The 23532-nt window shown below is 66.7% G+C and carries 16 protein-coding genes; 8 read left to right on the top strand and 8 right to left on the bottom strand.

The features are described from left to right. Positions 1-67: 67 nt before the first annotated feature. On the top strand, positions 68-1030 hold the full coding sequence (locus O6Y00_RS15640; protein ID WP_353443521.1) for a hypothetical protein: 963 nt from the start codon (positions 68-70) through the stop codon (positions 1028-1030). A gap of 435 nt (positions 1031-1465) precedes the next feature. Here O6Y00_RS15640 and O6Y00_RS15635 read toward each other — a convergent pair whose 3' ends face one another. Next, positions 1466-1810, bottom strand: coding sequence for a hypothetical protein (locus tag O6Y00_RS15635; protein WP_353443520.1), 345 nt, complete (start codon positions 1808-1810; stop codon positions 1466-1468). A gap of 125 nt (positions 1811-1935) precedes the next feature. Continuing rightward, the gene (locus O6Y00_RS15630; RefSeq protein ID WP_353443519.1) at positions 1936-2907 is read right to left on the bottom strand and encodes an SDR family oxidoreductase; all 972 of its coding nucleotides are present in this window, start codon (positions 2905-2907) and stop codon (positions 1936-1938) included. A gap of 116 nt (positions 2908-3023) precedes the next feature. On the opposite strand from O6Y00_RS15630, the gene ligA reads away from it, so the two are divergent. From ligA to O6Y00_RS15595, 7 genes are all read left to right on the top strand, one after another. Continuing rightward, positions 3024-5147 (top strand): NAD-dependent DNA ligase LigA, encoded by a 2124-nt coding sequence (ligA, locus tag O6Y00_RS15625; RefSeq protein WP_353443518.1) that lies wholly within the window; start codon positions 3024-3026, stop codon positions 5145-5147. A 211-nt stretch (positions 5148-5358) separates the two neighbouring features. Then, positions 5359-8658: a TonB-dependent receptor gene (locus tag O6Y00_RS15620; protein WP_353443517.1), complete on the top strand. Its 3300-nt coding sequence runs from the start codon at positions 5359-5361 to the stop codon at positions 8656-8658. Positions 8659-8825: 167 nt separating this feature from the next. Further along, a complete protein-coding gene (locus tag O6Y00_RS15615; RefSeq protein WP_353443516.1) occupies positions 8826-9983 on the top strand; it encodes a sensor histidine kinase in 1158 nt (385 codons plus the stop codon). After that, the gene (locus O6Y00_RS15610) at positions 9980-10777 is read left to right on the top strand and encodes a LytR/AlgR family response regulator transcription factor (RefSeq protein WP_031393111.1); all 798 of its coding nucleotides are present in this window, start codon (positions 9980-9982) and stop codon (positions 10775-10777) included. The genes O6Y00_RS15615 and O6Y00_RS15610 overlap by 4 nt, the downstream gene beginning before the upstream one ends. Positions 10778-11070: 293 nt before the next feature. Beyond that, positions 11071-12087 carry a cell wall hydrolase gene (locus O6Y00_RS15605; RefSeq protein WP_353443514.1) on the top strand — a complete coding sequence of 339 codons (1017 nt, stop codon included), beginning with the start codon at positions 11071-11073 and terminating at the stop codon, positions 12085-12087. Between the two features lie 421 nt (positions 12088-12508). Next, positions 12509-14377 carry an ABC-F family ATP-binding cassette domain-containing protein gene (locus tag O6Y00_RS15600; RefSeq protein WP_353443513.1) on the top strand — a complete coding sequence of 623 codons (1869 nt, stop codon included), beginning with the start codon at positions 12509-12511 and terminating at the stop codon, positions 14375-14377. A 71-nt stretch (positions 14378-14448) separates the two neighbouring features. After that, positions 14449-15447: an MBL fold metallo-hydrolase gene (locus tag O6Y00_RS15595; protein WP_353443512.1), complete on the top strand. Its 999-nt coding sequence runs from the start codon at positions 14449-14451 to the stop codon at positions 15445-15447. A 346-nt stretch (positions 15448-15793) separates the two neighbouring features. On the opposite strand, the gene O6Y00_RS15590 is transcribed toward O6Y00_RS15595, so the two are convergent. The 6 genes from O6Y00_RS15590 to O6Y00_RS15565 form a co-directional block, all read right to left on the bottom strand. Continuing rightward, positions 15794-16906 (bottom strand): OmpA family protein, encoded by a 1113-nt coding sequence (locus O6Y00_RS15590; protein WP_353443511.1) that lies wholly within the window; start codon positions 16904-16906, stop codon positions 15794-15796. Between the two features lie 270 nt (positions 16907-17176). Continuing rightward, on the bottom strand, positions 17177-17680 hold the full coding sequence (locus tag O6Y00_RS15585) for a DUF2793 domain-containing protein (protein WP_353443510.1): 504 nt from the start codon (positions 17678-17680) through the stop codon (positions 17177-17179). A 22-nt stretch (positions 17681-17702) separates the two neighbouring features. Then, on the bottom strand, positions 17703-19853 hold the full coding sequence (locus O6Y00_RS15580) for a phage tail protein (RefSeq protein ID WP_353443508.1): 2151 nt from the start codon (positions 19851-19853) through the stop codon (positions 17703-17705). 1 nt (position 19854) lies between these two features. After that, a complete protein-coding gene (locus tag O6Y00_RS15575) occupies positions 19855-20226 on the bottom strand; it encodes a peptidoglycan endopeptidase (protein WP_353443507.1) in 372 nt (123 codons plus the stop codon). Further along, a complete protein-coding gene (locus tag O6Y00_RS15570) occupies positions 20223-21020 on the bottom strand; it encodes a DUF2163 domain-containing protein (protein WP_353443506.1) in 798 nt (265 codons plus the stop codon). The genes O6Y00_RS15575 and O6Y00_RS15570 overlap by 4 nt, the downstream gene beginning before the upstream one ends. 175 nt (positions 21021-21195) lie before the next feature. Next, positions 21196-23496 (bottom strand): DUF2460 domain-containing protein, encoded by a 2301-nt coding sequence (locus O6Y00_RS15565; RefSeq protein ID WP_353443505.1) that lies wholly within the window; start codon positions 23494-23496, stop codon positions 21196-21198. Positions 23497-23532: the final 36 nt, after the last annotated feature.

The raw sequence follows: 23532 nt of genomic DNA, 5'->3' as shown, positions 1-23532 counted from the left end.
GATGCTGGCGTTGGACGCCCTAGCCTGTGTCCGTCTCGATCAAGAGGCGCACCCGGGGGATCGCAGGATGACACGATATCCAAAAGCCGCTTTGCTGGCGGCAACCACGATGACCTTCATACCGACGTCAGGGTCGGCGCAGACGATCTGCGATGACAAGGTGGCGGCGATGGCGGCTTTGGAAACCGGCTACAAGGATGAGCAGGCCGCGCTTCAGACCGAAGGTGAAGCGATCGAGAAGGCGGGTGGCAACCTGTCGATCAGCGGCACCGTCGAAATGAAGATGAAGGAGCAACGCTGGGTCTTCCATCTGCCGAGCATGACCATGAAGATCCACGCCATGTCGCTCGACCTGCCGCAAACGACGATGACGACACGCGCGATAATCTGGGACAATCCGACGATCGTCATGCGACCGACCAAGACCGGCCAATACCCCCGGTTCAAGTGCCACGGGTTTAGATGCACGGTAGAGTGGAAGGACATCATCACGAACCTCCCGCATACCGAAATGCGACGGCAATCCATCTCGATGAACATTCCCGAATTCAGGATGGATCGAACGGATCTGTCGACCAAGATTCCCGAGTTCCAGATGAAGAGGCAGGAATGGAAGATCAACATCCCCGAATTCACGCTTCACGACGTCAAGGCTGAAGCCCGGACGTTGCAGGACCGTGGCAAGAAGCTCGGCGAGAGTGCCGATGCGCTGACGGGTACGATCAAGACGAAGGCTGCTGAGGCAAGCGCTGGCGTCTATGCCTGCTATCGGACCGATCTGAGCGACAAGCGACAGCAGGTCGCAGCGCAATTCGACGGTGCCTTGACGCAACTCGACGGCGCGATCGTCTCGATCAGGGCAGCCGGTGTGGATCCAACGGCGATGCAGACCGATACCGGCGTGCTGAACCTCGTTTCGGAACGTCAGCGCATCGAAAGCGAGCGCGGCGAGGCGCTGAAACAGATCGACGATTCGATAAAAACGATCGACGACCAGCAACTAGTCGCAACCGCCGCCATCATCGCCTGAAGGCACCCTTCAACAAATGATCGCAAGGGAGATGACCGATCCACATCGATCCTGGATAGGCAGGCGGGGATGCCGCGGGCAGCAGCCCTTCCTGCCCGTGAAGTATGACCAAGCCGCCCGCTACGCTCGCCGAACCAACTAACGCAATGCGCTCGCCACGCATACCGCCTGCCACGATGCGCGCTATCGGACCGACGACGCGCCCGAGATCGGTGATGCCGAGTATGACGCGCTGGTGCGGCGCGACGCGGCGAATCAAGACCGCGTTTCCGGCGTTGGCGCAAAGCGACCCGCCAAAGCGGTCGGCGGGCGCGGTGCATCACCCCGGCCCCGGTCCGGGGTCCACCGTTTCCCGCGGTCGATGGTTCCGATCATGTGGACCCGTGGATGGCGGAACAAGCGCAGCATGACGGACCTAGGGGGCGTTTCCGGATATTAGGGCATCGCCTGCCGCGGGTGACCCAAATGGATCTTCAGCACCGGCACGACGATGTAATCGCCGCCGACTTTGCGCAGCCCGTGCAGCGCCCGGCTGCCGAAGTCGCCGTCTTCGTGGATCACCGCACGGACCGGCGCCTGTTCGGCGTGGATCATGTCGTCGAGCCCGGCGGCACTGGCGTCCGATCGCGGCCAAAGCGATTGCTGGACGCGGTCGTCCGCGGACGAATCGTCGTTCCAGTCGTAGCCGATCGCCGGGGCCGGCTTAGGAGAGACGTGAGTCTGCTGGGCGGCGGCGGGGGCGGCTAACACCAAGGCGACGATCGTAACTGCTATTTTCATCGCACCCCCGATTCCACCCCGGCGAGGGCCGGGGCCCAGTTGGGAAAGGTTAATTGGTGAGCACGGTGCTCCCTTACAACGATCTTGCCAACTGGCCCCCGGCCTTCGCCGGGATGATGGGCAATTCAGGACGCGCCGGTGCCGCCGTTCGCGCCGAAGAAGCTGCCGGTGGTGTAGCTGTCGCTCGGGTCCGCTAGCGCAACGTAAAGACCCGCCAGTTCGGCCGGCTGACCGGCGCGACCGAGTGGCGTATCCTGGCCGAACTCGCCCATCTTGCCCGGCAATTGCCCGCCCGCGACCTGCAACGGCGTCCAGATCGGGCCCGGCCCTACCGCGTTGACGCGGATGCCCTGCTTGGCGAGCTGTTTCGCCAGCGCCTTCGTGAAGATCAGGATCGCGCCCTTGGTCGAGGCATAATCGAGCAGCTCCTTCTCCGGGCTGACCGAGTTGACCGACGCGGTGTTGATGATCGACGCGCCTGGCTTCATCAACGGGATCGCCGCCTTGCAAAGGTGGAACATCGCGTAGACGTTGGTCTTCATGGTGCGATCGAACTGCTCGAAGCTGATCTCCGCGATCGAGTCCTTCGACTGCTGATAGGCGGCGTTGTTGACCAGAATGTCGAGTCCGCCGAGCTCGCGATTGGCGCGCGCGATCAGGTCGGTGCAAAATTTCGCATCGGTCAGGTCGCCGGGGATCAGCACGACCTTCCGCCCCTCGGCGCGGAGCAGCTTGGCGACGTCCTGCGCATCGGGTTCCTCCGTCGGGTAATAGTTGATCGCGACGTCGGCGCCTTCGCGAGAGAACGCGATGACGGCGGCACGACCGATCCCCGAGTCGCCGCCGGTGACGAGTGCCTTGCGGCCCGCTAGGCGGCCCGAGCCGCGGTAGCTCGCTTCACCGCAATCCGGAACGGGGTGCATGTTGCGCTGAAGTGCGGGCCATTTCTGGCGCTGTTCGGGGAAGGGTTGCGAAGGATATTTGGTCTTCGGATCGGCCAGCGGCGCGGCGCCTTGCGCAAAGGCGGGTGCGGCGGCGGCGGCGAGCCCGGTGACGGCGGCGCCCTTGAACAGGTCTCGGCGGCTGGTGTCGGTCATGGTGGCGTGTCCTGCGAAAAATTGTCTTGGGATGTCAGCGCGCAAGTCGGGCGAATGTTCACGCCATGTTGATCGAGGTCTTGTCGAAAGGTGGCCCCCTCCCCTAACCCGGCACGATGCCCGACCTTCCCGCGACCGAGACCCAAGCCGCCGCCGAGTTGGAGACGCTCGCCGCGCAGATCGCGTATCATAACGCGCGCTATCACACCGACGATGCGCCCGAGATCAGCGACGCCGACTATGACGCGCTGGTGCGGCGCAACGCGGCACTCGAAGCGGCGTATCCGGCTGCGGTGCGGAGCGATTCGCCGAGCCGGACGGTGGGCGCGGCGCCCGCGGGGCATCTCGCGAAGGTCGCGCATGCGAAGGCGATGATGAGCCTCGACAACGCATTCGCGGACGACGAGGTCGAGGAGTTCGTCGCGCGCGTGCGCCGGTTCCTGAAGCTGGCGGACGACGCGCCGGTGGCGCTGACCGCCGAGCCGAAGATCGACGGGCTGTCGTGTTCTCTGCGCTATGAGGACGGGCGGCTCGTGCAGGCGCTGACGCGCGGCGACGGCCAGGTCGGTGAGGACGTCACGGCTAACGTGCGGACCATCAGCGACATCCCTCAACAGCTAATCGGCGAAGCGCCGGCGATCTTCGAGGTGCGCGGCGAGGTGTATATGGCGAAGGACGACTTCGCCGCGCTCAACGCGCGCCTGCTTGCCGAGGCCGAGGAAACCGGCAAGGACGCGCGGCAGTTCGCCAATCCGCGCAACGCCGCCGCCGGATCGCTGCGCCAGAAGGACGCGAGCGTGACTGCGAGCCGGACGCTCCGGTTCCTCGCGCATGGCTGGGGCGAAGCGAGCGTCGTGCCCGGCGAAACGCAGGCCGAGGTCGTCGACACGTTGCGCGGCTGGGGCTTCCCGATCGCCGAAGGGTTCGCGCGGGTCGAAGAAACGGCCGCGGCGCTCGACGTTTATCGCAAGATCGAGGCCGAGCGCGCCGACCTGCCGTTCGACATCGACGGCGTGGTCTACAAGGTCGACCGGCTCGACTGGCAGGCCCGACTGGGTCAGGTCGCCAAGGCGCCACGCTGGGCGATCGCGCACAAATTCCCTGCCGAGCGTGCGCAGACATTGCTTGAGAAGATCGACATCCAGGTCGGGCGCACCGGCGCGATGACTCCGGTCGCGCGCCTCTCGCCGGTCACCGTCGGCGGCGTCGTCGTGACCAACGCGACGCTGCACAATGCCGACGAGATCGAGCGACTCGGCGTACGGCCGGGCGACCGCGTGCTCGTCCAGCGCGCCGGCGACGTGATCCCGCAGATCGTCGAGAACCTGACCCCGGACGCCGAGCGCGAGGCGTATCTCTTTCCGCACACCTGCCCCGAGTGCGGGTCCGCCGCCGAGCGCGAGGAGGGCGAGGTCGTCTATCGCTGCACCGGCGGGCTGATCTGCCCAGCGCAGCGAGTCGAGCGCCTGATCCACTTCGCCTCGCGCCACGCGTTCGACATCGGCGGGCTCGGCCAGACGCTGATCGAGGCATTCTTCCGCGACGGCCTGATCGAGTCGCCCGCCGACATCTTCCGCCTGACCGAGGAGCAGCTCGCCGCGCGCAAGAAGGACGGGCGCGTCTGGGCGGCCAAGGTGATCGCGGCGATCGAGACCAAGCGGACGATCCCGCTCGATCGCTTCCTGTTCTCGCTCGGCATCCGCCACGTCGGCGAGATCACCGCGCGCGACCTCGCGCGACGCTATGTGTCTGCGCGCGCGCTCGGCACGGTGCTCCGCCACGCGGTGTTCCTCCGCAGCCAGATCGAACCGGTGATCGGCGAACCCGAGCGCAAATTCGTCCTCCGGCGCGACAAGCTGCTGGTCGGCGCAATCGAGACGGCCGGGATCGGCCCCGAGGTCGCCAGCGCGCTCGTCGGCTTCTGCGCCGAGCCGCACAACCGCCGCGTCGTGTTCGACCTGTTGCGCGAAGTGAAACCCGCGGACGTCTTCCACGAGATACGCGAATCGCCGGTAACCGGCCAGATCCTTGTCTTCACCGGCAGCCTCGAAACGCTGAGCCGCGACGAGGCGAAGGCGCAGGCGGAAGCGCTCGGCGCCCGCGTGGCGGCGTCGGTGTCGAGCAAGACCGGCCTCGTGATCGCCGGGCCGGGGGCGGGCTCGAAGCTGAAGAAAGCTACCGAACTCGGCATCCGCGTCATCACCGAGGCGGAATGGGCGGAGATCGTCGCCGCCAGCTAGGCTGGCTGGTGTCCATTTCCAAGGCCGGTTCCAACGCACCCGATTAGGTTCAATTCCGTGGCTTTTTTGCAACGCGGCATGACCGAGTGCGTCTGTGACAATTCGCGACTCGCCATTGTCACATATCCGAAATATCCAAAGTGCAGGGCCGGATTAACGCGACATGAAGTCGCGAAATCCAGAGCGGCTTGCTCAAAAGGGGTAATTACTGATGCGGAACAACCTATTCCTGGGTGTGGCAGTCGTTGCGCTCGTCGCACCTGCCGCCGCCATGGCGCAGGACACGACGGCGACGATCCGCGGATCGGTGCAGTCGGCCGGCGTACCCGTCAGCGACGCCACGATCGTCGTGACCAACGTCCCCTCGGGCACGCGATCGACCGCGACGACCGACTCGTCGGGTACGTTCACCATCACCGGCCTGCGCGCCGGCGGCCCGTTCACCGTCGACGTCACGTCGGCGCAGGGCAGCACCAGCGTCACCGACGTCTACACGATCATCGGCCAGCCGTTCGACCTGCCGATCGACATCGCCGCCGGCGGCAGCGCCACGAGCGACGAGATCGTCGTCACCGCATCGTCGATCCGCGGCGCCGGCACCTCGTCGGATGGTCCGCAGACCGTGCTCAGCGCGCGCGACATCAGCAAGGTCGCCTCGGTCAACCGCGACATCCGCGACATCCAGCGCCGCGATCCGTTCGCCACGCTCGATCTGTCGAACAACCGCGCCGTGTCGTTCGCGGGCAGCAACCCGCGCTTCAACCGCTTCTCGATCAACGGCGTGTCGGTCAGCGACAATTTCGGCCTGAACGTCGACGCCAGCCCGACCGCACGCGGCCCGATCCCCTACGACGCGATCGCGCAGGTTTCGGTCTCGATCGCACCGTATGATTTCCGCCAGGGCAATTTCCAGGGCGGCGCGATCGACGCGACGCTCGCATCGGGCACCAACGACTTCCACGGCACCGGCTTCTATTCGCAGAACACCGATGGCCTGTACGGCGAGAAGATCGGCTCGTTCACGCGCCCCGCGACCAACTTCAAGTCCGAGACCTATGGCGCGACGCTGTCGGGCCCGATCATCAAGGACAAGCTGTTCTTCATGGTCTCGGCCGAGCGCAACACCGAAGCACGTCCGCTGACGGTGTCCTCGCCATCGCAGGTCCCGTTCGGCACGGGCTTCCTGACCGCTGCACAGGTGACCAACGTCGCCACCATCGCACAGTCGGTCTACGGCTATGACGCCGGCCAGATCCTGACGATCGCGCAGCAGAAGGACGAGAAGATCGTCGGCAAGCTCGACTGGAACATCACCGACGGCCAGAAGCTCGCCCTGTCCTACGTCAACGCATACGACTCGTTCGTCGTCAGCGGCTCCAACTCGACCAACAATGCGACGCCCGGCTTCTCGCTCGACTCGAACGGCTACAAGCTCGGCGAATTGCTCCGCGCCGGTATCGCCCAGTTGAACTCGGACTGGAGCGACACCTTCTCGACCGAAATTCGCGGCACCTACAAGAAGTACACCCGCACGCGCGATCCGTTGCGCGGCAACGACTTCGGCCAGTTCCGTGTCTGCCTCGATCCGACCTCGCTCGGCACCGGTGGCGCGCAGCTGACGTGCAGCACCGGCACGCCGGTGATCGCCTTCGGCCCGGACAGCGCCAGCCAGTCCAACACCTTTGCAACCGAGAGCTTTGGCGGATCGGCGCTCGCCAACGTCACGATCGGCGATCACAGCGTTCGTCTGCTCGGCGAATTCTCGCATGTGACGATCAACAACCTGTTCCTGCAGAACACGGCCGGCGCCTATTATTTCGACTCGCTCGCTGATTTCCAGGCGCGTCGGGCAAACTCGGTTACCTATCAGGACGCCGTTTCGCTCAACACCGCCGATGCCGCCGCGAACTTCGGCTATCAGCAGTACACCTTCGGTGCACAGGACAGCTGGCGCGTCAGCGATACGCTGAACGTCACCTATGGTGCGCGCTACGACCTGTACGACATGCAGAGCCGCGTACCCTACAACGCCAACTTCCAGAGCCGCGTCGGGTTCGCCAACACCAAGACGTTCAAGGGACTGGGCGCGCTGCAGCCGCGCATCGGCTTCGACTTCAAGACACCGGTTTCGGGTCTGAAGCTGCGCGGCGGTGCCGGCGTGTTCGCCGGTGGTGCACCCGACGTCTATCTGTCGAACAGCTTCTCGAACACGGGCGTCGTCAGCAACCAGGTCAACCTGACGCGCACGACGAGCGGCGCCTCGGTCTACAACCAGCCGGTCGCGGTCGGTGATGCAGCGCTCAACAACGTCAACGGGGCCACGATCCCTGCGGCGCTGGCAAGCTTCCTGTCGACCAACACGGGATCGCTCAGCACCGCGCCAGTCAACGCGATTGACCCGAGCTTCGATCTGCCGTCGACGCTGAAGGCGACGTTCTCGGCGGATTACGATCTGTTCGGCATCCAGTTCGGCGCCGACTACATCTATTCGAACGTCATCCAGCAGGTCCAGTTCAGCGACGCCCGCTCGGTGGTGATCGGGCGCCTGCCCGATGGTCGTCCGCGCTATGGCGCACGGACCAATGCCGGCGGGATCAGCGTCACCGATACGAACACGGATATCGTGCTCGGCAACACCAGCAAGGGTCGCGGCCACGTGTTCGACGTGCGCGCTGCAAAGACGTTCGACTGGGGCCTGTCGCTCGGCGGCAGCTACACCTGGCAGGACGTGAAGGATGCGACGCCGGCGACGTCGTCGACGGCATTGTCGAACTACGGCAATGGCGCGATGGTCGATCCGAACTTCGCCGCCTATGGCCGTTCGAACGACGAGACCCGTTGGGCGTTCAAGTATAACATCGGGTTCGATCACGCCTTCTTCGGCGATTACCGCACGGCGATCCAGCTGTTCGGCGAGACCCGCGCAGGCCGCAACTACAGCTTCACGATGATCGATCAGCAGGGCAACCCCAACCGCAGCCCGGTGTTCGGTACATTGTCGAACAACAACCGCTACCTGATGTACGTGCCGACCGGCACGAACGATCCGCTTGTCAGCTATGACAGCGCAATCACGCAGGGGCAGGTCGAAGGCCTGATCAACAACACCGAACTGAAGAACTATCGCGGCAGGATCGCCGGTCGCAACATCGCCCGCAGCCGTGCCTTCACGCGGATCGATCTCCATCTCGAGCAGCAGGTCCCGACCTTCGTCGGCAATTCGCGCGTGACGCTGTTTGCCGATATCGAGAACCTGCCGAACCTGCTCAACAGCAAGTGGGGCGGCCTGCGCCAGCTCGCCTTCCCGTCGACCGCATCGGTCGTGCAGGTCCAGTGCCTCACGACGGCAACGCCGACCGGCACCCCGTCGGCCGCAGTCACCAGCAACGCGGCGAACCAGCCGTGCGTCCAGTATCGCTACTCGTCGTTCCGCGAGCCGGCCACGGCCGTATCGCCGGTGTTCAACGGCTCGCTGTACCTGATCCGCATCGGCGCGCGCTTCACCTTCTGATCCGCGCCCGACCTCTGGTTCGATTGGACCGCCGTTTCCTTCGGGAAACGGCGGTCTTTTTCGTTTGCAGCTGGATGCTTGCGACGATGCCCTTGGGGAGGCCCGGCAAGGCCCCGGGATCGCACGGCTTTGCGTGCGCTGGCCGGCGCGTGTAAGACCGCGCACCAATGGCTACCCCTCCCGCCCCGTCCTCCGGCCCGTCCCCCGGCTCGTCCGCCCTGACGTCTGCCCGGCGCCTGCCCTTCACCGCGCGGCCGTTCTTCGAGAACAAGGCGCGCGCGTTCTGGATCCTTCAGGCAGTCGGGTGGAGCGGGTATCTGCTGCTGCGCGGCGTCGTCTCGATCTCGAACGGGCTGTCGCTCGACGGGGTGATCCCGGTGATCGTCGAGGCGATCGTCGGCTATTGCATCACGCTGCTGCTCTCGACGATGTACGGCCAGTATCGGCAGATGAACCGGCTGGTCGGGATATTCCTGACGATCGCGACGCTCGCCGCGGCGACGTTCCTGTATGCGGTGCTCGACGCGTTCACCTTCTCGTTCATCGCGACCGCGACGCCGGGGGTGACCCTCACGCGGCTGCTGGGGTCGGTGTATGTCACCTTCACGGTGCTGTTCGGGTGGTCGGCGCTGTATTTCGGGATCAACTTCTACCTGATCGTCGAGCAGCAGATCGACCAGATGGAGCATCTCGAGAACCAGGCGTCGTCGGCGCAGCTGGCGATGCTGCGCTATCAGCTCAACCCGCATTTTCTGTTCAACACGCTGAACTCGATCTCGACCTTAGTGCTGCTCAAACAGACCGAGCGGGCGAATGCGATGCTCAGCCGGCTGTCGTCGTTCCTGCGCTATACGCTGGCGAACGAGCCGACCGCGCACGTCACCGTCGCGCAGGAGGTCGACCAGCTGAAGCTGTATCTGGAGATCGAGAAGATGCGCTTCGAGGATCGGATGCGGCCGAAGTTCGACATCGATCCGCGCGCCGAACGCGCGCGACTGCCGTCGCTGCTGCTGCAACCGCTCGTCGAAAACGCGATCAAATATGCCGTCACGCCGCAGGAGGAAGGCGCCGAAATCTGCGTCGAAGTGCGGCTCGCCGGGGAACGCGTGCAGATCGCCGTATCCGATACCGGTCCGGGCTTGATCGAGGGCCGGATCGGTTCAAGCCAATCCACAGGCGTGGGGCTCGCTAATATTAGAGACAGGTTGGCTCAGGCATATGGGCCCGACCACCGTTTCGAAACCCGCTCCACGCCCGCTGGCGGCTTCTCGGTCGAGATCGAGATTCCGTATCAGCTTGAAGACGTGAACAGAGAGGCCGCATGACCATCCGTACCATTCTCGTCGACGACGAGCCGCTGGCGATCCAGGGGCTGGAACTCCGACTCCAGGCCCATGAAGACGTCGAGATCATCGAAAAATGCTCGAACGGCCGCGAGGCGATTCGCGCGATCAAGACGCACAAGCCCGACCTGGTCTTCCTCGATATCCAGATGCCGGGGTTCGACGGGTTCTCCGTCGTACAGGGGCTGATGGAGGTCGAACCGCCGCTGTTCGTGTTCGTCACCGCGTATTCGGACCACGCGTTGCGGGCGTTCGAGGCGCAGGCGGTCGATTATCTGATGAAGCCGGTCGAGGAATCGCGGCTGGCGGATACGATCGAGCGGGTTCGGCAGCGTTTGTCGGAGAAGCGCGGCGTCGAGGAAGTCGACCGGTTACGCGAAGTGCTTGCCGATGTCGCGCCGGATGCGGCGGCGGACATGCCGGATGGGGACGCCGTGTCGGCGAACCGGTTCGAGAAGCTCATCAACATCAAGGATCGCGGGCAGATCTTCCGCGTCGATGTGGACACGATCGAGCGTATCGATGCGGCCGGCGATTACATGTGCATTTATACCGGCGATAATACGCTGATCCTGCGCGAGACTATGAAGGATCTGGAGAAGCGGCTCGATCCGCGGCGGTTCCAGCGGGTGCATCGGTCGACGATCGTGAATCTGGATCTGGTGAAGCAGGTTAAGCCGCATACCAATGGGGAATGCTTCCTGGTGCTGAATTCCGGGGCGAGCGTGAAGGTTTCCCGGTCGTATCGTGATGTGGTGGCGCGGTTCGTTCACTGAGGTAGGGGCCCTTCCCCTTATCCTCGCCCCCTTCCCGTCATCCTGACGAAAGTCAGGATCCAGAGCCATTGAGGGGGACGCTCGTTACCCTGGATCCTGACGTTCGTCAGGATGACGGACGCAGGGGGTGTGGTTGCGGCAAGCTTTAAGGAGCGCGCCCTTCCACGTCCGTCCTTGCCGATCGAGGTCCCGACTTTTGTCGGGATGACGGGGGTGCGCTCCCCTAGTGGGCGCTTCCCCCGTTTCCCGTGGCCATTAACCAGTCCCTAAACCCCGCGGCCTAGAGCGGGGGGATGAAGACGTCGGGTTACGGCCTTTATCCCCATGCGCTGATCAGCCTGCCCGCGTTGGTGCTGGCGACGTCGTGCGTGCCGGCGGACCGACCTGCGGCGATCGCCCGAGCCCAGCCGGAGCGCAACTCGCGTGCCTTACTGAGCCGGATGGCGCTGCATGTGCCGGACGACATCTCGGCGAAGATCGCGACGGCCGCACCCGATGTGCCGTTTGCGGCTGGGGCGCCGTTCGTTGCTCCGCCGTTTCTGACTTCGAACTCCGTTGATGATGCTAGCCGAGCCGCCGACTGCCTAACGGCGGCAGTGTATTACGAAGCACGGTCGCAGTCGGAGGATGGGCAGCGGGCGGTGGCACAGGTTGTATTGAACCGCGTTCGCGACCGGGCCTTTCCGAACAGCGTGTGTGGGGTCGTGTATCAGGGGTCCGAGCGGCGGACCGGGTGCCAGTTCAGCTTTACGTGCGACGGCTCGATGAACCGTGCGCGGGAGCCGGGGGCTTGGGATCGCGCGCGGGCGGTGGCGGCGGCGGCGCTTGGTGGGAGCGTGTATGCGCCGGTCGGGGCGGCGACGTCGTTTCATACGACGAGCATTCTGCCGTGGTGGGCGTCAAGTCTTGCGCGGATCACAACGGTCGGGGCGCATGTGTTCTATCGCTGGCAGGGGGCGCTGGAGCGGGCACTGACGTTCCGGCAGGCTTATGCCGGGGTCGAGCCTGGGGTTCGGAGTGGTGGCTTGGCGAGCGGTGATGACGTGGCGGCAGTTGCGGCGCAGATTGCTGGGGTTTCGGTGCATTATGGCAATCGGGACGACGTTGCGGACTCGGGTGCGGAGCCGGGTGATGTGCTGCACGGGGTGACGGTGCACCGGGGGGTGTTGCGTTCTGGTTCGACGATGGCGGGTGCGGCGGTTGTGCAGACGCGGTTGGTTTCCGGAGTGCGAGTTCACGTTGGTGGGCGGGCGGCTGCGATGATCGGCGGCGGTAACGCCGCCGACGCAGTAGTGTCGGACGAAACCTGATAGCTCCCTTCCCTTCAGGGGAGGGTTGGGGTGGGGCACTGCCCCGAGCGACACGGTCCAGCCCTCCCTAAAGGGGAGGGAGTTTTGAGGCTCCCTATCCCAATACCTGCACCACCCCGGCGAAGGCCGGGGCCCAGTTGGGGGACGTTGCTAACGGCGGACCGCGCTTCGTTACGACCACCTTGCCAACTGGGCCCCGGCCTTCGCCGGGGTGGTCGTAAGGCGGGGTGATCGTGGTTGCAAAAAGGCTTTCTCGTTCCCCCGCGGAGGCGGGGGCCCAGGGTCTCAGGCGGTGGCGTTTGTGATCCTGGGCCCCCGCCTTCGCGGGGCAACAGCTTCTTTCAATGGATCGCTCGCCGCTCGATCGCCGGCGACACCCCAACCCTCGCAAAACCATGCTGCATCTGCTAACGGGACGCGCATGCTGAACCTGAACAATATCACGGTGCGCCTGGGCGGACGCGTTATCCTCGATGGCGCCACGGCCGCGTTGCCGCCGGGCTCGCGCGTCGGGCTGATCGGGCGCAACGGCGCGGGCAAGTCGACGATGGTGCGCGTGATCGCAGGCCAGCTCGAGCCCGACGACGGGTCCGCCGACATGCCGAAGGGCGCGCGGATCGGCTACCTCGCGCAGGAAGCGCCGCACGGTGTGAAGACCCCGTTCGAGACCGTGCTCGAAGCCGATCTGGAGCGCGCCGCGCTGATGATCGAGAGCGAGACGAGCGAGGATCCCGACCGGCTCGGCGACGTGTACGAGCGGCTGATCGCGATCGACGCCTATACCGCGCCCGCCCGCGCCGCGCAGATCCTGCTCGGGCTCGGCTTCGACGAGGACATGCAGGCGCGGACGCTCGACAGCTTCTCGGGTGGCTGGAAGATGCGCGTGGCGCTCGCCGCTTTGCTGTTCTCGCAGCCGGACCTGCTGCTGCTCGACGAGCCTTCGAACCATCTCGATCTCGAGGCGGTGATGTGGCTCGAGGACTTCCTCAAGGGCTATAAGGCGACGATCGTGGTGGTCAGCCACGAGCGCGATTTCCTTAACAACGTGGTCGATCACATCCTGCATCTGCAGGGCGGCAAGATCACGCTGTATCCGGGCGGCTACGACGCGTTCGAGCGGCAGCGTGCCGAGCGGCTCGCGCAGATCGAAGCGGCGCGCGCCAACCAGGCTGTGCAGCGCGAGAAGCTGCAGGAATATATCGCCAAGAATTCGGCTCGCGCCTCGACCGCGAAGCAGGCGCAGTCGCGGCAGAAGATGCTGTCGAAGATGCAGCCGATCGCCGAGAGCTACAACGATCCGACGCTGTCGTTCGGCTTCCCCAACCCGACAGAGCTGCGTCCGCCTCTGATCACGCTCGACATGGCGACCGTGGGCTATGCCGACGTGCCGATCCTGAAGCGGCTCAACATGCGGCTCGATCCCGACGACCGGGTCGCGCTGCTCGGGCGCAACGGCAACGGCAAGACGACGCTCGCGCGGCTGTTGGCGGCGCAGCTGACGCCGATGGACGGCGAGATGTCGTCGTCGGGCAAGATGAAGGTCGGGTATTTCACGCAGTATCAGGTCGAGGAACTCGATCCGACCGATTCGCCGATCGAGCATATGTCGCATCTGATGAAGGGCGCGACTCCGGCTGCGGTACGGGCTCAGCTGGGGCGGTTCGGGTTCTCGGGCGACAAGGCGACGACTCGGGTCGGCAAACTGTCGGGTGGCGAGCGGGCGCGCCTAGCGCTGGCGCTGATCACGCGCGATGCGCCGCACCTGCTGATCCTCGATGAGCCAACCAACCATCTTGACGTCGATGCGCGTGAGGCGCTCGTGCAGGCGCTCAACGCGTATACCGGCGCGGTGGTGCTGGTCAGCCATGACCGGCATATGCTGGAGCTGACCGCGGACCGGCTGGTGCTGGTCGACGATGGCACCGCGAAGGAATTCGACGGCAGCCTCGACGATTACATCGCGTTCGTCCTGAAGGGCGATGGCGGCAAGGGCGATGCGGCGTCGAAGGCGGACAAGAAGGCGGGCAAGAAGGCCGCGGCCGAGGCGAGGAGCAATGACGCCGCTCTGCGGAAGGCTTTGCGCGAGATCGAGGAGCAGACCGCGAAGTTCACCAAGGAGCGTAATGCTCTGGACCGCGCGATGGTCGATCCGGCGAACGCGGAGCCGCGGTTCTCGCGGATGTCGATGGGGGATCTGAGCAAGCGTCGCGCCGAGGTGCATGCGAAGCTCGAGGCTAGCGAGGCGAAGTGGCTGGAGGCTAGCGAGGCTCTGGAGGGCGTGGCGGCGTAGGCCACCCATCAGCTAGCAGACACCCATCGCGCGCCCATCGCGCCGGCGTGCGATCGGCGCTACATAGCGCCATGCCGCGCAACCGTTACTACCAGGGCCCGACGAGCGATCATTTCGATGGCGTTCGCTTCTTCAATCCGGGCCAGCCGTCGCCTGCCCGCGGGCTGGGCGATGTGTTGCGGTGGAAGTTCGGGGGCGCGACCGAAAAATGGCCGTCGTCCGTCCCGGTGACGCCCGCCAAGCCTGAGGCGCGCATCGCCGGGCTGCGCATCACGATGGTCGGCCATGCCTCGCTGCTGATCCAGGCGGCTGGGCGCAACATCCTGACCGATCCCGTCTGGTCGGATCGCGTCAGCCCCGTCTCGTTCGCCGGCCCGAAACGCGTGACTGCTCCCGGCATAGCTTTCGACGACCTCCCGCCAATCGATATCGTGCTGCTCAGCCATGGTCATTACGACCATCTCGACATCGCCACGCTGCGACGGCTCCAGGCGGTGCATGCGCCGCTCATGGCGATGCCGCTGGGCAACGACACGATCGTCCGCGCTGCGGTGCCGGACGCCAGTTGCATCGTCGGCGACTGGTGGGAGAGGCTGCCGCTCGGCGATGATCTCGCGACGACGCTGACGCCTGCGAACCATTGGGCGAACCGCTGGCCAAACGACGTCCGCATGGCGCTCTGGGCGGGGCATTATCTCGCGACACCGTCGGGCTCGGTCTGGTTCGTCGGCGACACCGGCTATGGCGACGGCGCGATCTTCCCCGCGGTCCGGGCCCGCCTCGGGGCGCCGGACGTCGCGCTGATCCCGATCGGCGCCTACGCCCCGCGCTGGTTCATGGCGGATCAGCATGTCGACCCCGCCGAGGCGGTGCGGATCCTGTGCGACGTCGAGGCGCGGCGCGCGCTCGGTATCCACTGGGGCAGCTTCCAGCTTACCGACGAGGCGCGGGAGGCGCCATGCATCGCGCTCGCCTCGGCACTGTCGGCCGCCGCCATCCCCGCGTCCCGCTTCGTCGCAGCGATACCGGGCGGTATCTACGATTTCGGCGCTACGGCGACCGCCGCCTAGCTGTCGGCCGCGATGCCGCACGCCGATCGACGGTTAGGTACCGCGCCTGGTTCGCCGTCGCTACCGCGATCCGGTTGCGTGGCCGGCCGGGGCGATCCGTGACGGGGCGCCGCACCCGTCCAGGCGAGACGCCCGCTCCCCATACGCGACCCAGAGCAACCATCGCCCGCAAAATCCCAGCCCAACCGAAGCCGACCGATCCGGTACGATCGGCTAGCTCCACCCGCTGGCTCTGAAACCGTCCACTGCGATCTTCGACAGCGCCCAAAAGAAAAGGGAGGCCGGCTTTCGCCGACCTCCCCGATCTTCATTCCGTAGCCGATCCGAGGACCGACTGGCGAAAGTCTTACTGGCCCGAACCCGGACCGTAGGTGACTTCCACGCGACGGTTCTGCACTTCGCGAACGCCATCGGCGGTCTCGACGCGCGGACGGCTCTCGCCGAATGCTTCCGTCGAGATGACGCTGTCCGGGATGGCATGCGAAGACAGGTATGCCTTCACGCCATCTGCGCGGCGCTGCGACAGACCGACGTTGTACGATGCCGAACCCGACTTATCGGCGTGACCTGCCAGCATGACCTGTGCGTTGCCGCACGACTGGTACTGCGTGACGGCGTTGTCGAGGATCGACGCTGCCTCAGGCGTGATGTCCGACTTGTCCCATTCGAAGAACACGATGAACGGACCAGGCGAGCAGACGACTGCTTCAGGAGCAGGCGGCGGCGGGGTCGGCATCGGCTCAGGTGCCGGCGGCGGCGGCGGCGGCGGCGGAGCAGCAGGCTCGCCGAAGTTGTACGTCACACCACCGAGGATGCTGTGCGAACGGTAACGACCGTCGAACACGCGGTTGGCGGTGTCGACCAGCTTGACGTTCTCGGCGTTGAAGAAACGATACTTCAGCGTCGCGTCGATGTGGTCGGTCAGCGGTGCACGGATACCGGCGAGACCCTGATACGCGAACACGGTGTCCGAGTCGTTCAGGAAGTCTGCACGACGGTTGATGGCGTACTGCGCCTTGACGCGAGCAACACCAACACCACCGCCGATAAAGCCCTGGATGCCGTCATCGGGACCGAAGTCGAGCAGGCCGTTCAGCATGAAGCTGAGCGCCGACGACGAACCACCAGCGCCGCCGAAGCTGTTCGCCGGAACGAAGCCAGCCGATGGCGTTGCAGGCGTGGGAACGGTCGACGTGAAGCCGTCAACAGTTGCCTTGCGGTAGCCGACTTCGGTTTCCAGACGGAAACCGCCGAAATCATAACCCATGACCCCATCGACATCATAACCATAGTCATGATCGACAGAGCCGGCATTGTTCGCTGCGCCGATATCATAATCGATATCTTCAACGATCATCCCACCGCCTTCGACGCCAACGTACCACGACTTGTCGCGGGCGAGGGCGGGAGTGGCAAGAGCGGTGGAGGCGAGTGCCAGAACGACGGCAAGCTTCCGCATATAAATCCCCTTTCATGAGTGTCACACGGACATCGCAAACTCCCTATCCTCGGGCTTGTTTCCACGCAAGCTAACAAAAGTTGAGACTGTTGCTGGAACGACACAGTTTTCGGGGCGTTTTGGCCCTCGTAGGAATTTATCGTCTGGATAGCGCGATTTCCGACCAACAATGGGTGTGGCGGTAGCCGTTCTACGAGCGTGCGACGTGCGTCGTGCCCGCTTGCCTTCGCGGTGTTCGCGGCAGGCCCGCCGAGTCGAACGTCATCGCGCCTAGGTTCCGATCAACCCATGGCCGCGCAGCGTCGCCAATATCGCGGTGATCGATGCCCGCGCCTGGTTGTCGACGACGGTTCCACCGATCGGGTTGGCGATCGCCGCCCGGCGCGCGCCGACGACGTCCACCCCGCCGATCGCGACCCGACTTCCCGCGAGCACCCCGAGCGTCCAGCCGTCCCCGGCGAACCGCGCGGGCTGCGCGTCGGCGATGCTCCACACCGTCATGCCTTCGTATGGCGCGACGAACCGCCATCCGCTGGTCGTCCACCCGGCAAGCCGCTGCGCCTGCCCGGCCCAGTCGCCGGTTGGAGCGGTACCGACGATCCATGCGCCGCCCGGCACCGGGGCTGCAGGGGGCGTCGCAACGCCGACCGCCAGCACGTTGGCCTGTACGGTCAGGTCGAGCAGCGCGAGCGCCTCGTTATGCGTGATTTCCTTCTGCGCCTGTCCGGGCCGCAGCAGCGGCAGTGCCAGTCGCGGTGTCGAGTCGTCGCTCATGATCGTTCCCCCAAAATGACTGTCATGGCGCTATCGTGACGGTGGCCGGCGGCGACTCGCCGAAGACGCCGCGTTGCCGGACCGTCACGACGACCGGACCGATCCGTTCCACGGCGCTCACCGTCACCGATGGCGCCGTCACCTCGATCGTGCGCGCGCCGCCGGCGCCGGCGCCAGAGACCGTCACGCGGTAGGCCTCGCGCTCCTCGGCGAGCGGTGCATCGACCCCGTCGATCCAGCGCCACCCCGCCCGACTGCGCCGCACCCATGACACCGTCGCGCTCCCATCCGCCTCGGGTCGGTAGGCAAGATGCGCAGGCGCCGGCGGCACCACCGACGCGCCGAGCATCACGCACCGCGTCTCGACCGGCGCGGTGTCGGCCACGCCCGACGCCAGCACGCGAACATCGCGGCCCAGCACCGCGACCGGCAGGTCGAACGTCCGCGCGGTCTCTTCCTCCAGCGCCACGAACCGGTCGCCGATCGCCTGCGCGCCGGCTGCCGCCTCGGTACCGCGCCGTCCGCGCAAGAGCATGCTGAGGCGCCACCGCGCACCGCCAAGCGGTTCCGCGCGCCCGAATTGCACGAGTTCGTCCCCGAGCAAGGCGAGGTTGACGCCGCGGTCGAGCCCTGCCGCATCCGCATCGCCAAGCGCCATGTCGGGATGCGCAAGAACCACCTCGAACGCTCCGCGCAGATCGATCAGCGTCGAGGGCGCGGCCAGCGCCACCACCGCGATCGTGCCGATCACCCCGGGAGCAGCGGTCGCCCCCGCCGCAACCCAGCTCACCCCGTCGTCGACGCTGTAGAGCAGCGCCGCCTGTCGCCACGCCGCACCCATGCCGGCCGCGACCACCGTCATCCGCGGCGCCGACAGCGGCACGTCGTCCAGCCCCGCCACCTCGAACGCGCGCAGGATCGTCGCGCCGACCAGCGCATCCACGGCACCGGAAACCCGCCCGCTGGTCGCGCTCGCCGGCAACGACGCCGCCACCAGCGGCACCAGCCCGAGCGACGTCACCATCCCCTCGATACTGACGTCGGCCACCCGCCAGACACCACCCTCGCCAGGAACCGTCACGCAAGACCCGGGCGCGATCGCCATCGCCGCGAAGCCCGCCGCCACCGTCCGCCGCACCCGCCCGGCCTCGGCGCGCGCCAGCATCGTCTCCGCCACCGTCTTCGCCGCGCCTGCCTCCAGCACCGCCGGCACCTCGATCGACAGATCGCGCACCCCCGCTCCCGGCCGCCGCGCGCGCTGCAAACCCGCCTGGTAATCCCGCGCCGCATCGTAATAGCCGACCGTCACCGTCCGCGGCACGGTCTCGATCGCCGCCACCGCGCGCGTCCGCCGCACGCCCCTGGCCTCCGCGGAAAACCCCTCGTCCGCCACCGCCACGGTCGCCCCAGCCGCATCGCGCATCACCAGCCCGGCCCCCGACGGCGCGAACCAAGCCCCGCCCGCCTGCCCCAGCATCTCCAGCACCGCGCGAACGCTTCCGCCCGACGCCGCAAACCCACCCACGGCAAGCGTCGCGGTCCCCGACACCTCCCCGGCCAGCGCCCGCGCGATCGTCGACACCAGCACCGGCCCCTCGTCCGCAACCACCTCGAATGTCAGCGAAGGGATCCGATTCCCGAAATCGGCCAGCTGCAGCATCTCGAACACCGCGTACGCAGCCCCGCGATACGCAGGCGACGGTCCTTCCGCCGACGCAATCAACGGATCGACCGCCTGGTCCTCGCCGCCCAGATGCAACCGAAACCCGGTCGCCGTCTTGAAGTCCCCCGCCGCCCCGCGCAGCAGTTTCCCTTCCGCCCAGATCCGCCCGACGCGCCGGATCGCGCGCGCCGACAACAGCACCGCGAACGACGCCGCATAGGAATAGGTCGAGACGCCCGGCTGGCCCTTGCCGCTGTGCGAGGAGGACCGGCTCTCGATCAGGTCGGTCGCCCATATCACCGTCCCAGCCACCCGGATCGTCCCGTACAGCCTGGGAATCTGCGCGCCATAGGACGAGGTCTGCACCGCCAGCTCGACCAGCCGCGGCCCCTCGCGCCGCTTCGCCCCGAACAGCGCGTGATCCGCCGCCTGCCCGATCAGCGCACCGATCGCGCCACCGATCGGCCCGCCCACCGCGGAGCCGACCGCGGTCAATATCAAGGTCGCCATGTCATTCCCCCATCCGCCAGACACCGATCAAGGGCCAAGGCGGCGCCCCCGGCCGCTCGACCACGCGTCGCAACCCGGCATCCGCATGCACGAACCCCGCCGCCGTCCCGATCCCGAGATGAACCTGCCCCGGCCCCACCGCCATCAACAGCACGTCGCCCGGTTCCACGCATTCGACCCGCACCAGCCGCCGATCGAGCACGCTCCAGTCGCCCCCGCGCAAGGCATAGCCGGTCGGCACCTCGCCGTCGTACCCACCAGCCTGCAGCGCCAACGCGACCAGCCCGACGCAATCGAGCCCGTCCGCGCCGCGCCCATGCAACCGAAACCTGGTGCCCACCGCCGCCAGCGCTGCCGCCGCGATCCGGCTCAAGCCCCCGGATACCGGGTCAGCAGGTCGATCCCTGGCAGATACGGCTCGCCGCGAAAGTTCACCGCATTGCCGAACCGCGCCGCGCAGGTGGCCAGACTCTTGTCGCAGCCCTCGACCACCTCGACCAGAACGCCCGCCCCGACCACGAACGCCGGCACGGCCCGCAACGTGGCTGCATTGCCGATCCCGCGCGCGATCGCACCCTCCAACCCGCAATTCGCGCCCCCGAACCAGCGCAACAGCCCGCCCCCAAGCCCCTCCGCGCTGACATCCAGCGTCACCACCGCCCCCTCGCACGCGACGACCCGTGCAAACCGCCGCCGCCCCGCCATCGCCACCCGGCACCGCCGATCGCCCAGCTCCGCACGACATTCGGGCGACGTCTCCTCGACCACCGGCCGGTCCAGCGCCGCACTCGCGCCGCGCAGCTCGGCGGTGAACCCGGCCTCCCCGAGCTCGACCGCGCCGATCACGCCTTCGCCCAGCGACACCCGCGACGCCGGATCGGTCCAGTCCACCGCGGACAGCACCACCCGCGCCCCATCCCAGCGCCCGCTCAGCAAGTCCCGCTCGCCGATCGCGGCGGACGTCAGAGCGCCCGCGACATCCATCGTATCCGCCTCCAGCCCATCCGACCGCTGGATCGCCGACGGCGTCATCCCCGGCGCCGCCCGGTGCACCAGCCCGTCGATGACCAGGTCCCGATCATGCGCGGTGAGCCCGACCGCCACCCCATCCCGCCGCTCGATCCGCCAGCAAAGCGCGATCGTCGCCAGCTCCGCATCCAGAAACATCGCCGTCTCCTAAAAAAGAGATTCCCTCGCCCCTCCGGGGAGAGGGAGGGGCCCGCGCGCCCTTGCGCGTGGGAGGGAGAGGGGCATGAGGCTAAGGACCGAAACCCCAACGACCCCTCACCCTCCCGTCGCAAGCGCTCCTCCCTCCCTCTCCCCGACGGGGCGAGGGACAAATTCAGGCCTCCCGAACCTCGACCAGCGGCACACTCGTCGCCACCCCCGCGAGAAACGTCGCCCGCGCCACGCTCAACCGGTCCTCGGCAAACCGCACCGGCACATCGAACGCGAACCCGGCGGCCACCGCCACGCCGACCGCGGGCGCCACGTCCAGCACCACCCACCCGCCAGCCTCCACCGCAAACGCCGACGTCAAGACACCCCCCACAGCCACCGAAACGCTCCCGGAGACCGGCCGCGTGATCCGCCGCACCGCCGCGCCATACGACTTCACCAGCGCGAACCGCCGCACGACCCCGTCGCCAACGCCAAGCCCCTCACCGACCGCATCGAAATCGAACGGATCGCGCAACCGAAACCCGCGCGCCGCCCCCATCCGCGCGCGAAAGAACGCGAGCAACACGCCGATATCCGCCTCGCTCCGCAGTCCCGGCCCGACGTCATACGCCGTCCGCGCCTCCGCCCAGGCCGCATTGCGCACCTCCCGCCCCCCGGCACTCGTCAACACCGCGGTCGAAAATCCGGGCGTCACCTCGGCCTCGCGGCCCAGCGCCAACGGAAACAACACGTCATCGAACGCATCCACGGCCTCGTCTCCCGAAGTCTCGACCCCGTTCGGGTCAAAATGCACGAACCCGTCCCGCATCACCTGCGGCAGCGCCCACACGAAGGTTTCCGCCACGCCGCGCGCCCGCGCGACCGCCGCCGCCGCTTCGATCAGTCCCCATTCCGCCACCTGCGCGGGACCCTGATCGGGCTGCAGCACGAACCCCGACAGGTAATGCTGCCGGTCCGCCGGATACCCGAGACGCGCCAACGCCACCGCCACGCCCTCCGCAGACGCAGCCGCGTCTCCGGCCGTCACCCAGTCGTAATCCTCGAGCTGCAACACGTCGAACGCCGGGCTCGCCCACCCCAGGGGCATGTTCGCGCGCTTCGCCTCAAGCGCCCGCGCATCCAGCACGGTCGGCAGATAGGCCAGCAGGTGCGAAACACACCCTGGCGCTTCCGACTTCGCCGCCGCCACCAGCGCGGCGGTCGACGCCGCCAGGCACGCCCCCGCCGCCTCCAGCGTCGCGATCTGCGCGGTCGTCTTGGTGCCGCGGATCGTGGCGATCTGGACCGGCGCGAACGCCGCCACCGCGCTCGCATCGTACAGGCACGGCCGCCCATCCGGCATCACCCACCACCACGGCTCGCCGACCTGGAACTTCGCCGCCAACCCCGCACCGACCGCGATGCCCATGAACGCCCGCGCCACCGCCTGCAGATACGCCATCGCCCCGCCATGCGCCGGCGACAGCAGCGTCGACGGCGGCTCCCACCCGGTCAGCGCCGGCGCGCCGTCCGCCGCGCGCTGCTTCCAGTCGCTCCAGCAATGCGCGTCGAACAGCTCGTAACTCAGCGACCAGATCACATCGAACCCGAGCGCCCGCGCGCGTGCGGCAAAATCCCGATGCCACGCCGCGCACGCCGCGTTCAGCACGCCTCCGGCCGCCGAAACGTAGAACCCGCCGCCAACCCGCTCGAGCCGGAAATAATGGCTCATCCCGACATAGTGCGCGATGCTCCCCCGATAGCCGAGATGCAGCGCATTGCGCAGCAGCCGCGCTGGCGTCAAATTGTAGCTGTCGTCATACCCGCCCGCGATCCGCAGCCCGTGCTCGGGCACCACCGCATCGCCGATCGCCAGCACCGACCTCGGCCCCTCGCAGACCAGATCGGTCCACTCGACCCACCCCTCGCGCGGCACCGCCAGCGGCACGTCGACCTCGGTATAGTCCGGCGGCACCACCGACACGAACATCCGGTCGATATCCCCTGCCCAAACGGGATCCGCATCCTCGGGCAGCTCATACCCACCAACCATCGCGCCGAAGTCGAGCGCGACGACCGCATCCTCCGGCGTCCCCACCGCATAATTCCACAGTCGCACATACCAGGACCGAGCCGCCCCAGCGGCATCCCGTCCCTCGATCGTGAGAGTGGGCCCATTGATGGCGTCCAACGCCATCACCCCCGAAGACCGCCACCGAAACCGCAGCCGACAGTCCCGAAAATCCCGCGACGTCTCGTATTTCAGCAAAGGATGATCGAACCGATCCACCGCCTCCCAGATCACCCCCGCCAGGTCATCCGCCTTATAGAACACCGCATCCACCCGCAGCGCATCGGGCGCGGTGGTCACAACGGACGCCATCATCGGCCGCGGAAAATCCACCGTCCAGAACCGAGGATCGAACCGAGAAACGAGCCCCTCGACCTGCACAGTCCGCCCCGAGCAAAGCCAATGCGCCATAAATTCCTCCAAGTTCCCCTCGCCCCTACGGGGAGA

This window comes from Sphingomonas faeni (assembly GCF_040407565.1).
Taxonomy (GTDB): Bacteria; Pseudomonadota; Alphaproteobacteria; order Sphingomonadales; family Sphingomonadaceae; genus Sphingomonas; species Sphingomonas faeni_F.
This window is presented reverse-complemented; position numbering and strand designations above follow the sequence as displayed.

Coding starts and splice junctions, on each gene's coding strand:
- O6Y00_RS15600 (WP_353443513.1), top strand. CDS start 12,509: ATGCTGAACCTGAACAATATCACGGTGCGCCTGGGCGGACGCGTTATC.
- O6Y00_RS15585 (WP_353443510.1), bottom strand. CDS start 17,680: ATGAGCGACGACTCGACACCGCGACTGGCACTGCCGCTGCTGCGGCCC.
- O6Y00_RS15630 (WP_353443519.1), bottom strand. CDS start 2,907: ATGACCGACACCAGCCGCCGAGACCTGTTCAAGGGCGCCGCCGTCACC.
- O6Y00_RS15570 (WP_353443506.1), bottom strand. CDS start 21,020: ATGTTTCTGGATGCGGAGCTGGCGACGATCGCGCTTTGCTGGCGGATC.
- O6Y00_RS15610 (WP_031393111.1), top strand. CDS start 9,980: ATGACCATCCGTACCATTCTCGTCGACGACGAGCCGCTGGCGATCCAG.
- O6Y00_RS15580 (WP_353443508.1), bottom strand. CDS start 19,853: ATGGCGACCTTGATATTGACCGCGGTCGGCTCCGCGGTGGGCGGGCCG.
- O6Y00_RS15635 (WP_353443520.1), bottom strand. CDS start 1,810: ATGAAAATAGCAGTTACGATCGTCGCCTTGGTGTTAGCCGCCCCCGCC.
- O6Y00_RS15590 (WP_353443511.1), bottom strand. CDS start 16,906: ATGCGGAAGCTTGCCGTCGTTCTGGCACTCGCCTCCACCGCTCTTGCC.
- O6Y00_RS15565 (WP_353443505.1), bottom strand. CDS start 23,496: ATGGCGCATTGGCTTTGCTCGGGGCGGACTGTGCAGGTCGAGGGGCTC.
- O6Y00_RS15605 (WP_353443514.1), top strand. CDS start 11,071: ATGAAGACGTCGGGTTACGGCCTTTATCCCCATGCGCTGATCAGCCTG.
- O6Y00_RS15620 (WP_353443517.1), top strand. CDS start 5,359: ATGCGGAACAACCTATTCCTGGGTGTGGCAGTCGTTGCGCTCGTCGCA.
- O6Y00_RS15615 (WP_353443516.1), top strand. CDS start 8,826: ATGGCTACCCCTCCCGCCCCGTCCTCCGGCCCGTCCCCCGGCTCGTCC.
- ligA (WP_353443518.1), top strand. CDS start 3,024: ATGCCCGACCTTCCCGCGACCGAGACCCAAGCCGCCGCCGAGTTGGAG.
- O6Y00_RS15595 (WP_353443512.1), top strand. CDS start 14,449: ATGCCGCGCAACCGTTACTACCAGGGCCCGACGAGCGATCATTTCGAT.
- O6Y00_RS15640 (WP_353443521.1), top strand. CDS start 68: ATGACACGATATCCAAAAGCCGCTTTGCTGGCGGCAACCACGATGACC.